This window comes from Duganella paludis, assembly GCF_054461335.1.
The window spans coordinates 3,867,042-3,879,835 of sequence record NZ_CM136922.1 but is presented as its reverse complement, the minus strand read 5'-3'; the positions used below and the strand labels follow the sequence as shown (position 1 = coordinate 3,879,835).

Below are 12,794 nucleotides of genomic sequence, written 5' to 3'. Positions count from 1 at the left end.
GCGCCGTCGTTTTCAAATTTCAAATTTCAGCAAACGCGTACTCGTGCTGTCCATCGCGGATGGTCAGGGTGCGCTTGCCCGCCTTGTCGCCGACGAGAAACTCCAAGCCCCATAACGCCGCGTTGGTGGTCACGAATGAAGTCGTACCGTCTTCGTTCTTGCGCACGCCCATCGGCGAGCGCCACTCGCCAAAATCAAACGTCAGTTGTCGGCCCTGGCGACGCACCGTCAGCTCGCCCAGTTCGGTGCTGCGATAGCGCGGCGCCAGCTTGGCTGCGGCCGCCGCATCCGGTTTGGAGCGATGCAGCTCCGCCTTCAGTTCGGCAGCATCGCGCTGCGCCGCCTGGCGCACGCCGTCGGCCGCTTCCGGCTTGCCGTCATAAACGATCTCCATCAAGCGACGCAGCATCGGCCGCAGCAACATGCCGCCCTGGTCGGAATTGGTCAACAGCACAGCGCCGATGCCGCTGTCGGGCAGCAGGTAGATATTGCTCTTGTAACCGAACATGCTGCCGCCGTGATACACAGCCGGCACGCCCCACGCGGTTTCCACCGTCAAGCCCATGCCGTAGTTGCGGTTCTCGCCTTCCGACACCTGCGGTACGCGGCGGGCCAGCAAGGCCTGGGCCGAGACCATCTGACGGCCATCGGGCAGCTTGCCCTCGTTGGCTTCCAGCTGAACGTAACGGATCAAATCGTGCGCCGAGGTCCAGATGCCGCCGGCAGGCCGGTGCGGCACCACCGAGTAATTGAATCCCATCGGCAGCACCTCGACTTTGCCGTTGAGCGCGGTCGCATGCGGGCTGGCATGGTTCGAGCGCAGCGCTCGCGCCATGTCGAAGGTGCTGGCATTCATGCCCAGCGGCGTGAGGATGCGTTTTTGCATGGCCTCGTCATACGCGGGGCCGAGCGGCTTGTCCGGGTAGGCGATGTGGCCACCGATATAACCGGCGGCCGACGCCATCAGATTATTGTATTGGAAGACCTCGCCGAAGCCGCTGGTCGGGCTATTGGTGGCCAGCAGTTTCAGGGAATCTTCGGGCGTGGCGTTCTTGAATTCAAAAATCCATTCCAGATCCTGCCGCGGCAAGCCGGTGCAGGCACACACCAGGTGCTTGACCAATACCTTGGCCGTCGTCTCGGCGCTGCCGAGCTTGAATTCCGGATAGACCTGCACCACCGGCTGATCCCACTGCAGCTTGCCTTCGTCGACCAGGGTCGACAGCATCAGCGTGCTCATGCCCTTGGTGTTGGAGGCCGCCATGAACAACGTGTTGCCATCGACCGGCGCCGGCTTGCCCACCTCACGCACGCCGAGGCCGCCTTCAAACACAATCTTGCCGTGATCCATCAGCGCGTAAGAGAGGCCGGGGATGCCCAGCGTTTTCATGGCGTCGAGCAGGAAGGTGCGCATCTCCTGCTGGCGCGCCGCATCCAGTGGCCGTGGCGTGCGGCCGGCGAACGATTCACGCACATAGTCCTTCGGCTGCACGCTTTGCAAGGCCAGCCGGTAAGCGGCCTCGCGCTTGCTCAGTGTTTGCTCGCTGCCGTCCACCAGCAGCACCGTCCACTTCTTACCGTTGAGCAGTGCGCGCGCCTCGATCCAGCGCTTTTCAGCAGGCGTAGTCTCGTAGTCAGTGCCGGTATGTTCCTGCCAGCCGTTGCTAGCCTCCCGCTTGGTCGACAGCCGGATGGTGCGCTTGAAGCCGGGCTGATATCTTTGCCATGCCGCCGCCGTCGCCGCTTCCGCGTTGTCCGCGCCAACCTCCACCAGCACCAACCGTGAATCGCCTTCCGGCGCGGTCAGGATCAGCATGCCCTGCTCGCGCTGGACCAGCCAGTCACGGGCGCCGTTGATGCTGTTGGCACCGGCGATCAGCGGCGTGTCGGCGTCGAGCTTGCCGCTTTGATCCTGCCCGAGCGCGGAGCTGGCCAGCACAAGCCCGAAGGCGAAAGGAAGAAACGAGCGAGCATGCATGATGAAACCCCTCATGGTTGAAATGATAATTATCATATTATCACCTCATGGCCGCATCAAGATTGCTTTAAAGATAATGAAGAGGTACTATGCGCGCAGGGCAGCATTGCAAAATAAACAAATGCTGCGTTTCGTCGTACCACTTTAATCCGGAGTTTCCATGCGATTCAAGCTCAGCGCTGTCGTACTCGGCCTGCTGGCCGCCGTCCCTGCTTTTGCCCAGTCCAACTTCCAACCTGGCGTCTACCTGTCGACCGATATCGGCCGCGCCTCGATCTCATCCAAATACGTCGACAACAGCGGCGACGCCACCTTGAGCGCCGCCATCGGCTATCAATACACGCCCGCGCTCGGCTTTGAAATCTATACGCGCGGACTGAGCCTCAATCCCTTCCGTGGCGCCTTCGCCGAGGCGGGCTACTATCCCGACTCCCACTACGGCATCGCCGTGCTGGGCACCGCCCACCTGGACCAGCATTTTTCCTTGTACGGCCGCGCCGGCATCGGCCGCACCAGTATGCGCGCCAACCGCAGCTCGCTGGGTGGCCGCGACGAGACCGATCCTATCGTCGGCGTCGGCGCCGGTTATAACTTCAACCGCAACTGGTCGCTCAATCTCGAAGGCAGCTACCTGACCAAGACCGAAGTCACGCTGCTCACCTTTGGCGTGCGCTATCAGTTCTGATCGGCTGCGACACTTGGATAAAGCTGCGCCAGCGTAGCGCTGCTCATCCGCTGCATCAACGCTTGCAACGCCGGCGCCGCTTCACCACGGCGCGCGGCTTGCCACAGGGCGGGCAACGCGGCCTCTTCCCGCGCCACCGCCTGCTCCACCGCGCTTTGCCAGAATGCCGGCGCCTCGCTTTCAACAAAGCCGCCGCGCCCGCGTCCGAAATGCGCCACCGTCAGATAACGCAGAATCCCGGCCACCACCAACGAGCGCATGAAGGCATCGGTGAACTGCATGGTGGGCTGTTTGCGGTCGGTGCCGGCATTGAAGCCCCAGGCCGCACCGGCGAACGTTAGCGCGCCCACCACACCGCCCAGCAACGCGCCGCCGCCGAGGGTCAAGCCGCCCGCCATCAGGTCTGCCGACAAGCCGGTGGCCGCGCCGGAAATCATTGCCCCCAACAGCCCGGCCTGTGCCTTGTCGATGGGCGCACGCACGGCAAAATAATCGCGCACTTGCGCATTGATGGTGGCGGCCTGCGCAGGATCGAGCTGATGCAGAATCAATAGCTCGCGCGTCAGTTCCGTTACGCCCTGGTTGAGACGAGCGACCAACTCGCTCATCGCCTGATCCTGGCGCTGCTGCGCTGCGCTCTTGCCGATGCCCACCGCTTTCAACGCCGTCTTCAACAGGCCGCCATCCGACTCCGGCATGGCGACGCTGTCGCGCGCGGCGCTATGCAGCTGCGTTGCCAGCAACTGCATCGCTTGTTCGTAGCGCGCGGCGTTGCGCGCTTCCCATGCCGCGAACAAACGCGCATAGGCCGGCCGCAACGCGGCGTCGAGCTGCTTGCCGATGGCGTCATAAAACACGCGCTCATGCACCCAGCAACGGCCGAACGCATCCAGTGCCAGCACCTCGCGCACCACGGCATATTGGCGCAGATGATCGCGCCAACGCGCTTGCTCGGCCAGGTCCGCCTGCGGCCGCGCCGGCCCGGTCTGGTTGAGCAGCACGATCACCGGTTTGCCCAGCCATTCCAGGATTTTCATCTCGGCCGGGACATAGCCTGTGTCCTGCGGATCTTCGGCCGCGTTCACCAGATACAGCACCACATCGGCGTCATCGCGCGCGGCGCGCAAGGCTTGCTGGCTCAGCCAAAACGGCCGGTCGCGATAGCGGTCCAGCACTTCGCGCAGGAACCAGCCGATCGGGTTACCGGCCTGCGCCAAGCGCCGTTGCAAACGCACGGAATCGCCAAAGCCCGGCGTATCCCACAGTAGCAGGCGATCGCCTTCCGGCGTGGTCAGCAGCGTGTGCGATTCGGAACGGATGGTCACGTGCGCGGCGTCGCGTACTTCACCGACATCGATGCCGGTCAGCGTGCGCGCCAGCGTGGTCTTGCCGTTGTTGGTGTGCGAGATCAGCGCCAGTTGGATCGTGCTGCTCATTGCGGCTCCAGCAGATTCACCACGCTGGCGGTGGCGTGATGGAAGCGGCAGAACTCCTGCCACAAGGCCACGCGTTCAGCCAGGCGCTCGGCGCCCATGCGTTCCAGATAGGCCGACTCGTCAAGCAGCACCATGAAGCCGGGCGGCGCCGCCTTCACCAGTTGATCGAGAAGCGCGCCATGATTTTCCTGTTCCGGCGTGGCGGTCAGATTGAACAGCGCGGCCGTGATGGCGGCCTCGCCCTGCAAATCCTGCGGCGTCTCGCCATACGCTATCGAAGGCCGCAACATCAGCCGGCCTTGCTCGCCCAACAGCTTGATGGCCACCGCTTCCATGCCCCGATGACGTCGTTCATCGACGGTAAAACTATACGGCAGCACGCGCAGCGTTCCGCCTTTCGCCATGCCCATGGTGTCGTTAAGCTTGCGGAAATACGGCTGCTCCAGATCGAGCGCAAAATGGCGCGACAAGCGCGCAGCACGCCAATGCGCGAAGGCAGCCAGCAGCAGGCGCGGCGCCACCACCAGCAAGAGAATAGTGGCCGCATACAAATGTACCCAGCGCGCGCCGGCGGCAGGTGTGATGGTGGGGAAGCGCAGCACTTCGATTTCCGCCAGCGTAAATTCTTGAAGATGGAACAGCGCCACGGCCGGTGCGAACAAAGCCGACAACAAGCCATGGACTTGCGCGGCATTCAGGAAAGTGCTCTCCCATCCGGCCGCGTATTGCGACAGCAGGCCGCGCGCATACAGCGAAGCCAGCGCGCCGACGGCAAATGCGGCGGCGCTTAGATGCACCGCGCGGCCCAGTCGCGCGGCATTCAGTTTGGCGCTGAGCTCGGACCATTCACGCAGGAAGTTCAGCACCGCTGCCGACAGCACGGACGGCAGTTTGCGCGGCGCCTTCAAACGGTGCGGCACGCGCGGTTTCGATGGAAGGAACAGCCAGACCAGCAAGCCCAGATAAACCAGCAGGTTCCAGCCGATGATGAGCAGCAGCGGTGCCGACAGCAAATCGACGCGGTGCGGATCGGTAATGCGATCCAGCCCGGCGCCAAGCAGCAGTGCTATCAACGGCAAAGCCCACGCCAATGGCTGCAAGGGCGAGCGCTGCTTCAGAAAAGAGGCAAAGGAGGAATGGCGTTCAGCCAGGCGCTTCAGCAGTTGTTCGGCGCGTTGGTGCAGAAAATCGTCGCCGGTGACTTCGGTCTTGCGGTCGGCGGCGCGCCATTGGGCCAGCTCGCGCGCGCTGCGGCTGGCATATTTGCGATCGTCGTCGCTGAGGATTTCTTTTTGTTGGTCGGCGGTCTCGATGGCACGGACCAGGACGACGTCTCTCGCAGTAGATTCATTCATGCGCAGAGTATAAAGCACAACGCAAAAAGGCCCGGTCATAGACCGGGCCCTCTCACTTAATAACTAGCTTGACGATAACCTACTTTCACACTGGTTGCAGCACTATCATCGGCGTAGAGTCGTTTCACGGTCCTGTTCGGGATGGGAAGGGGTGGGACCGACTTACTATGGTCATCAAGCTTTGACTTGTATGCTGTGGCGCCGACGGCGCCACAGCGAATCTGGGAGAAGTAAAGTTTTGGTTGGGGTAGCACACTCATCATCAGAGTAAATGCGTATAACCGTCAAGGTTATAGGGACAAGCCGTACGGGCAATTAGTATCAGTTAGCTTAATGCATTACTGCACTTCCACACCTGACCTATCAACGTCCTGGTCTCGAACGACCCTTCAAAGAGCTCAAGGCTCTGGGAAATCTCATCTCAAGGCAAGTTTCCCGCTTAGATGCTTTCAGCGGTTATCTCTTCCGAACTTAGCTACCCGGCAATGCCACTGGCGTGACAACCGGTACACCAGAGGTTCGTCCACTCCGGTCCTCTCGTACTAGGAGCAGCCCCCTTCAAATTTCCAACGCCCACGGCAGATAGGGACCAAACTGTCTCACGACGTTTTAAACCCAGCTCACGTACCACTTTAAATGGCGAACAGCCATACCCTTGGGACCGGCTACAGCCCCAGGATGTGATGAGCCGACATCGAGGTGCCAAACTCCCCCGTCGATATGAACTCTTGGGAGGAATCAGCCTGTTATCCCCAGAGTACCTTTTATCCGTTGAGCGATGGCCCTTCCATACAGAACCACCGGATCACTATGTCCTACTTTCGTACCTGCTCGACTTGTCGGTCTCGCAGTTAAGCACGCTTATGCCATTGCACTATCATCACGATGTCCGACCGTAATTAGCGTACCTTCGAACTCCTCCGTTACACTTTAGGAGGAGACCGCCCCAGTCAAACTGCCTACCATGCACTGTCCCCGATCCGGATAACGGACCAAGGTTAGAACCTCAAACAAACCAGGGTGGTATTTCAAGGTTGGCTCCACGCAGACTGGCGTCCACGCTTCAAAGCCTCCCACCTATCCTACACAGATTGGTTCAAAGTCCAATGCAAAGCTACAGTAAAGGTTCATGGGGTCTTTCCGTCTAGCCGCGGGTAGATTGCATCATCACAAACATTTCAACTTCGCTGAGTCTCGGGAGGAGACAGTGTGGCCATCGTTACGCCATTCGTGCAGGTCGGAACTTACCCGACAAGGAATTTCGCTACCTTAGGACCGTTATAGTTACGGCCGCCGTTTACTGGGACTTCAATCAAGAGCTTGCACCCCATCATTTAATCTTCCAGCACCGGGCAGGCGTCACACCCTATACGTCCACTTTCGTGTTTGCAGAGTGCTGTGTTTTTATTAAACAGTCGCAGCCACCATTTTATTGCAACCTTTTCGCCCTATCACAGTAAAGTGACCAAGCTACCGAGGCGTACCTTTTCCCGAAGTTACGGTACCAATTTGCCGAGTTCCTTCTCCCGAGTTCTCTCAAGCGCCTTAGAATACTCATCTCGCCCACCTGTGTCGGTTTGCGGTACGGTCTCGTATGACTGAAGCTTAGAGGCTTTTCTTGGAACCACTTCCGATTGCTACGTGTACAAGTACACTCGTCCCACTCCCTTGAATTACGTGCCCGGATTTGCCTAAGCACCTTCTATGAAGCAGAAACTGACTATTCCAACAGTCAGACAACCTTCCGCGATCCGTCCCCCCATCGCATCATACGACGGTGCAGGAATATTAACCTGCTTCCCATCAGCTACGCATCTCTGCCTCGCCTTAGGGGCCGACTCACCCTGCTCCGATGAACGTTGAACAGGAAACCTTGGGCTTACGGCGTGGGGGCTTTTCACCCCCATTATCGCTACTCATGTCAGCATTCGCACTTCTGATACCTCCAGCATCCTTTACAAGACACCTTCGCAGGCTTACAGAACGCTCTCCTACCATATGCTTACGCATATCCGCAGCTTCGGTGACTGGCTTAGCCCCGTTACATCTTCCGCGCAGGACGACTCGATCAGTGAGCTATTACGCTTTCTTTAAATGATGGCTGCTTCTAAGCCAACATCCTGACTGTTTTAGCCTTCCCACTTCGTTTTCCACTTAGCCAATCTTTGGGACCTTAGCTGGCGGTCTGGGTTGTTTCCCTCTTGACGCCGGACGTTAGCACCCGACGTCTGTCTCCCAAGCTCGCACTCATCGGTATTCGGAGTTTGCAATGGTTTGGTAAGTCGCGATGACCCCCTAGCCATAACAGTGCTCTACCCCCGATGGTGATACTTGAGGCACTACCTAAATAGTTTTCGGAGAGAACCAGCTATTTCCAAGTTTGTTTAGCCTTTCACCCCTACCCACAGCTCATCCCCTAATTTTTCAACATTAGTGGGTTCGGACCTCCAGTGCGTGTTACCGCACCTTCATCCTGGCCATGAGTAGATCACTTGGTTTCGGGTCTACACCCAGCGACTATCGCCCTGTTCGGACTCGATTTCTCTACGGCTTCCCTATTCGGTTAACCTTGCCACTGAATGTAAGTCGCTGACCCATTATACAAAAGGTACGCAGTCACCCCACAAGGAGGCTCCTACTGTTTGTATGCACACGGTTTCAGGATCTATTTCACTCCCCTCCCGGGGTTCTTTTCGCCTTTCCCTCACGGTACTGGTTCACTATCGGTCGATTACGAGTATTTAGCCTTGGAGGATGGTCCCCCCATATTCAGACAGGATTTCTCGTGTCCCGCCCTACTTGTCGCACGCTTAGTACCACCGGTCTGATTTCATGTACGGGGCTATCACCCGCTATGGCTGCCATTTCCAGAGCATTCCATTATCAGTCCGACTATCACGTGCAGGCTCTTCCCATTTCGCTCGCCACTACTTTGGGAATCTCGGTTGATTTCTTTTCCTGCAGCTACTTAGATGTTTCAGTTCGCCGCGTTCGCTTCGTACACCTATGTATTCAGTGTACGATGACCTAAAAGGCCGGGTTTCCCCATTCGGAAATCTGCGGATCAAAGCTTGTTTGCTAGCTCCCCGCAGCTTATCGCAAGCTACTACGTCCTTCATCGCCTGTAATCGCCAAGGCATCCACCATGTGCACTTATTCACTTGTCCCTATAACCTTGACGGCTATAGTCTAAGCATTTACTACTTTGTGATGATGAGTTTTACTACCCAAGCATGTATCTGTCGATACACGCTTAATAAAACTTTACTTCTTCCAGATTGTTAAAGAACGTTACAGCAGATAAGTGTGAGCGCTTAGTAGTGATTCCGAAGAATCCTGCAAACTCTAGAAAGGAGGTGATCCAGCCGCACCTTCCGATACGGCTACCTTGTTACGACTTCACCCCAGTCACGAATCCTACCGTGGTAAGCGCCCTCCTTGCGGTTAAGCTACCTACTTCTGGTAAAACCCGCTCCCATGGTGTGACGGGCGGTGTGTACAAGACCCGGGAACGTATTCACCGCGACATGCTGATCCGCGATTACTAGCGATTCCAACTTCATGCAGTCGAGTTGCAGACTACAATCCGGACTACGATACACTTTCTGGGATTAGCTCCCCCTCGCGGGTTGGCGGCCCTCTGTATGTACCATTGTATGACGTGTGAAGCCCTACCCATAAGGGCCATGAGGACTTGACGTCATCCCCACCTTCCTCCGGTTTGTCACCGGCAGTCTCATTAGAGTGCTCTTTCGTAGCAACTAATGACAAGGGTTGCGCTCGTTGCGGGACTTAACCCAACATCTCACGACACGAGCTGACGACAGCCATGCAGCACCTGTGTAATGGTTCCCTTTCGGGCACTTCCAAATCTCTCCGGAATTCCATCCATGTCAAGGGTAGGTAAGGTTTTTCGCGTTGCATCGAATTAATCCACATCATCCACCGCTTGTGCGGGTCCCCGTCAATTCCTTTGAGTTTTAATCTTGCGACCGTACTCCCCAGGCGGTCTACTTCACGCGTTAGCTGCGTTACCAAGTCAATTAAGACCCGACAACTAGTAGACATCGTTTAGGGCGTGGACTACCAGGGTATCTAATCCTGTTTGCTCCCCACGCTTTCGTGCATGAGCGTCAGTTTTGACCCAGGGGGCTGCCTTCGCCATCGGTGTTCCTCCACATATCTACGCATTTCACTGCTACACGTGGAATTCTACCCCCCTCTGCCAAACTCTAGCCTTGCAGTCTCCATTGCCATTCCCAGGTTGAGCCCGGGGATTTCACAACAGACTTACAAAACCGCCTGCGCACGCTTTACGCCCAGTAATTCCGATTAACGCTTGCACCCTACGTATTACCGCGGCTGCTGGCACGTAGTTAGCCGGTGCTTATTCTTCAGGTACCGTCATGAGCCACGGGTATTATCCGTAACCTTTTCTTCCCTGACAAAAGAGCTTTACAACCCGAAGGCCTTCTTCACTCACGCGGCATTGCTGGATCAGGCTTGCGCCCATTGTCCAAAATTCCCCACTGCTGCCTCCCGTAGGAGTCTGGACCGTGTCTCAGTTCCAGTGTGGCTGGTCGTCCTCTCAGACCAGCTACTGATCGATGCCTTGGTAGGCTTTTACCCTACCAACTAGCTAATCAGATATCGGCCGCTCCAGGAGCACAAGGCCTTGCGGTCCCCTGCTTTCATCCTTGGATCGTATGCGGTATTAGCGTAACTTTCGCTACGTTATCCCCCACTCTTGGGTACGTTCCGATATATTACTCACCCGTTCGCCACTCGCCACCAGGTTGCCCCGTGCTGCCGTTCGACTTGCATGTGTAAGGCATGCCGCCAGCGTTCAATCTGAGCCAGGATCAAACTCTTTAGTTTAATCTCTGTTTTATGGCCATTTCTGGCCATGGTTCGCTCACTCAAAATACTGACAGTATTTCTACTGAATATTTCTTTGTTGAGCATTTAATGCTTTTTGTTGCAGCACTAAACGCCCACACTTATCAACTGTATATTTTTAAAGATCATCTTGTGTTGCTAGCTGAAGAAGCGTTTTGTTCTCAGCGAAGAAGGAAGAGTATGAAGCGTTTTCAGCATTTCGTCAACCTTCTTTTTCACCCCGCTTAACGCTGCATTTGCATGCTGTGTCTTGCGAGGGACAGAATCATATCAAAGACCCTCGAAGTTTGGCAAGCGCTTTTCGAGGAAAGCCTTCATGCCCTCTTTCTGGGCTGGCGTACCGAAGGCAGCCTGGAACAAACGGCGCTCATAAGTAACGCCTTCCGACAGCGTGGTTTCAAAGGCGCGATTGACGGAATCCTTGATCTGCATGGCTACCGAAGTCGACATCGAGGCGATCTGCGTGGCGATGGCCAGCACTTCTTCGATCAGCTTGTCCGCCGGGATCACGCGCGACACCAGGCCGATGCGTTCCGCCTCGGCGGCGTCGATCATGCGCGCGGTCAGCAGCATGTCCATGGCCTTGGCCTTGCCGATGGCGCGCGGCAGGCGCTGGGTGCCGCCGGCGCCCGGCACCACGCCGACCTTGATCTCAGGCTGGCCGAACTTGGCGTTGTCCGCCGCCACCAGGAAGTCGCACATCATGGCCAGCTCGCAGCCACCGCCCAGCGCGAAGCCGGCGACGGCGCCGATCACCGGCTTGCGCACGCGCAGCACGTGCTCCCAGTTGCGTCCGATGTAGTTGTCGCGATAAGTATCCGGGTAGGTGTAGTCCACCATGGCGGCAATGTCGGCGCCGGCGGCAAAGGCTTTCTCGCTGCCGGTCAGCACGATGCAGCCGATGGCCGGATCGGCGTCGTACATATATAACGCTTCGCCAAGCTCATTCATCATGCGGTCGTTCAGTGCATTCAGGGCTTTTGGGCGGTTCAGGCGGATCAGTGCGACTTTGCCGTGCACTTCGACGATCAGGTCTTCGTATTGCATGTGTTCCTCCAAGTGGAATATTTTACCGGGCGATTGTAGCGCCTAACCTCGGCACTGGTATTATTGAAATTCGGCAATTAGCATTCAGAGCATCCCATTCTTACCTCTTTCCGCAAGGCGCTGGCCGGTGACGAGCTGCTGCGCAACGGCGATTTCCGCCGCTATTGGTCCAGCGCCATCCTCAACGGTTTCGGCAGCTATGTCAGCGCGCTGGCGCTTCCACTGTGCTCGGTGCTGCTGTTGAAAGCCTCGCCCGCGCAGATGGGCATGATGGGCGCCATGGCCGCGCTGCCGTTCGCCCTGCTGGCCCTGCCGGCCGGCGTGATCCTCGACCGCAACCGCAAGCTGCCCATCCTGCTGGCGAGCAAAGCCATCCAGGCGGTGACGCTGGCCAGCATTCCGCTGGCGTGGTGGCTGGGCCTGCTGACGATACCTTGGATGTATGCGGTCTCCTTCATCACCGGCGCCTGCGGCGTGATCGGCGGCGGCGCCGAGGTGGTGTTCCTCACCAACCTGATCGGCCGCGACAGGCTGACCGACGCCCAGTCCAAGTTTGCCGCCACTGACTCCGGCTCGCGCCTGCTGGCGCCCGGCCTGGCCGGCCTGCTGGTTCAGTGGCTGAGCGCGCCCTATGCGATCCTCCTCAACGCCTGCAGCTTCGTGGTCTCGATTGCCCTGCTGCGCAAGATGAAGGCCAACGATCCCAAGCCGCCGCCCTCGGCCAAGCATCCCTTACGAGATATCCAGGACGGCTTCCGTTTTATCTGGAGCCAGCCGCTGCTGCGCACGCTGGCCTGGACTTCAGCCCTGTGGCACCTGCTGTTCTATGGTTTCGCCGCCCTGCAGATGATTTTCTGCACCCGCGAACTCGGCATGAGCCCCGGCATGCTGGGCGTGGCGCAGATGATAGGCGGCATCGGCGTGCTGGTCAGTTCCATGCTGCTGAAACCGCTGTCCCAGCGCTTCGGCTCGGCCGGCACCATGTTGATCGGCGTCGGCCTGTGCACCTTCGCGTACACCGTCAATGCGCTGATCCCGGCCAACCTGTTTGGCTACCCGCTGGCCAGCGCGATCGCCTGCGCCGCCCTGTCGCTGTTCCTCGATTGCGGCGTGATGCTGTTCCTGATGCCCTACACCACCATGCGCCAGAAGGTCACGCCGGACGAATACCTGGGCCGCATGATTTCCACCATGCGCTTCCTGACGGTGGCGATTGCGCCGCTCGGCGCGCTGACGGCCGGCTACCTGGGCGAGCACTTCGGCGTGCGTACCGGCCTGGCTTGCGTAGCGGCCGGCAGCATCGCGCTGATGCTGTTGCTGGCCTGGTCCCCATCCGTGCGCCAGAAAAACTAGGTAGACAGTAGGCTGGTTCCAGTCCATTACCGGGAGCCCGC

At 58.2% G+C, this 12,794-nt stretch carries 6 protein-coding genes and 3 rRNA genes; 2 read left to right on the top strand and 7 right to left on the bottom strand.

Annotated elements, in window-relative coordinates; genetic code table 11:
• Positions 1–19 precede the first annotated feature (19 nt).
• Positions 20–1,978 carry a serine hydrolase domain-containing protein gene (locus tag ACXZ1M_RS17135; protein ID WP_459048867.1) on the bottom strand — a complete coding sequence of 653 codons (1,959 nt, stop codon included), beginning with the start codon at positions 1,976–1,978 and terminating at the stop codon, positions 20–22.
• Between the two features lie 160 nt (positions 1,979–2,138).
• Between ACXZ1M_RS17135 and ACXZ1M_RS17130 the strand changes: the two genes are divergently transcribed.
• Positions 2,139–2,663, top strand: a complete 525-nt coding sequence (locus tag ACXZ1M_RS17130) for an outer membrane beta-barrel protein (RefSeq protein ID WP_459048866.1) — start codon at positions 2,139–2,141, stop codon at positions 2,661–2,663.
• Here the strand turns inward: ACXZ1M_RS17130 and ACXZ1M_RS17125 are convergent.
• The 6 genes from ACXZ1M_RS17125 to ACXZ1M_RS17100 form a co-directional block, all read right to left on the bottom strand.
• Positions 2,654–4,099 carry a DUF3482 domain-containing protein gene (locus ACXZ1M_RS17125; RefSeq protein WP_459048865.1) on the bottom strand — a complete coding sequence of 482 codons (1,446 nt, stop codon included), beginning with the start codon at positions 4,097–4,099 and terminating at the stop codon, positions 2,654–2,656. The genes ACXZ1M_RS17130 and ACXZ1M_RS17125 overlap by 10 nt on opposite strands.
• Entirely contained in the window at positions 4,096–5,454 is a 1,359-nt protein-coding gene (locus ACXZ1M_RS17120) for a DUF2868 domain-containing protein (protein ID WP_459048864.1), read from the bottom strand. Before ACXZ1M_RS17120 ends, ACXZ1M_RS17125 begins: the two co-directional genes overlap by 4 nt.
• Before the next feature lie 66 nt (positions 5,455–5,520).
• Positions 5,521–5,633: ribosomal RNA gene (gene rrf / locus ACXZ1M_RS17115) — 5S ribosomal RNA — on the bottom strand.
• A 115-nt stretch (positions 5,634–5,748) separates the two neighbouring features.
• Positions 5,749–8,621 (bottom strand): 23S ribosomal RNA (locus ACXZ1M_RS17110).
• 182 nt (positions 8,622–8,803) lie between these two features.
• Positions 8,804–10,332 (bottom strand): 16S ribosomal RNA (locus tag ACXZ1M_RS17105).
• Together the 16S, 23S and 5S rRNA genes form the textbook arrangement of a ribosomal RNA operon.
• 291 nt (positions 10,333–10,623) lie before the next feature.
• Positions 10,624–11,400: an enoyl-CoA hydratase gene (locus tag ACXZ1M_RS17100; protein ID WP_459048863.1), complete on the bottom strand. Its 777-nt coding sequence runs from the start codon at positions 11,398–11,400 to the stop codon at positions 10,624–10,626.
• Between the two features lie 96 nt (positions 11,401–11,496).
• On the opposite strand from ACXZ1M_RS17100, the gene ACXZ1M_RS17095 reads away from it, so the two are divergent.
• Entirely contained in the window at positions 11,497–12,753 is a 1,257-nt protein-coding gene (locus ACXZ1M_RS17095) for an MFS transporter (protein ID WP_459054032.1), read from the top strand.
• Positions 12,754–12,794 lie beyond the last annotated feature (41 nt).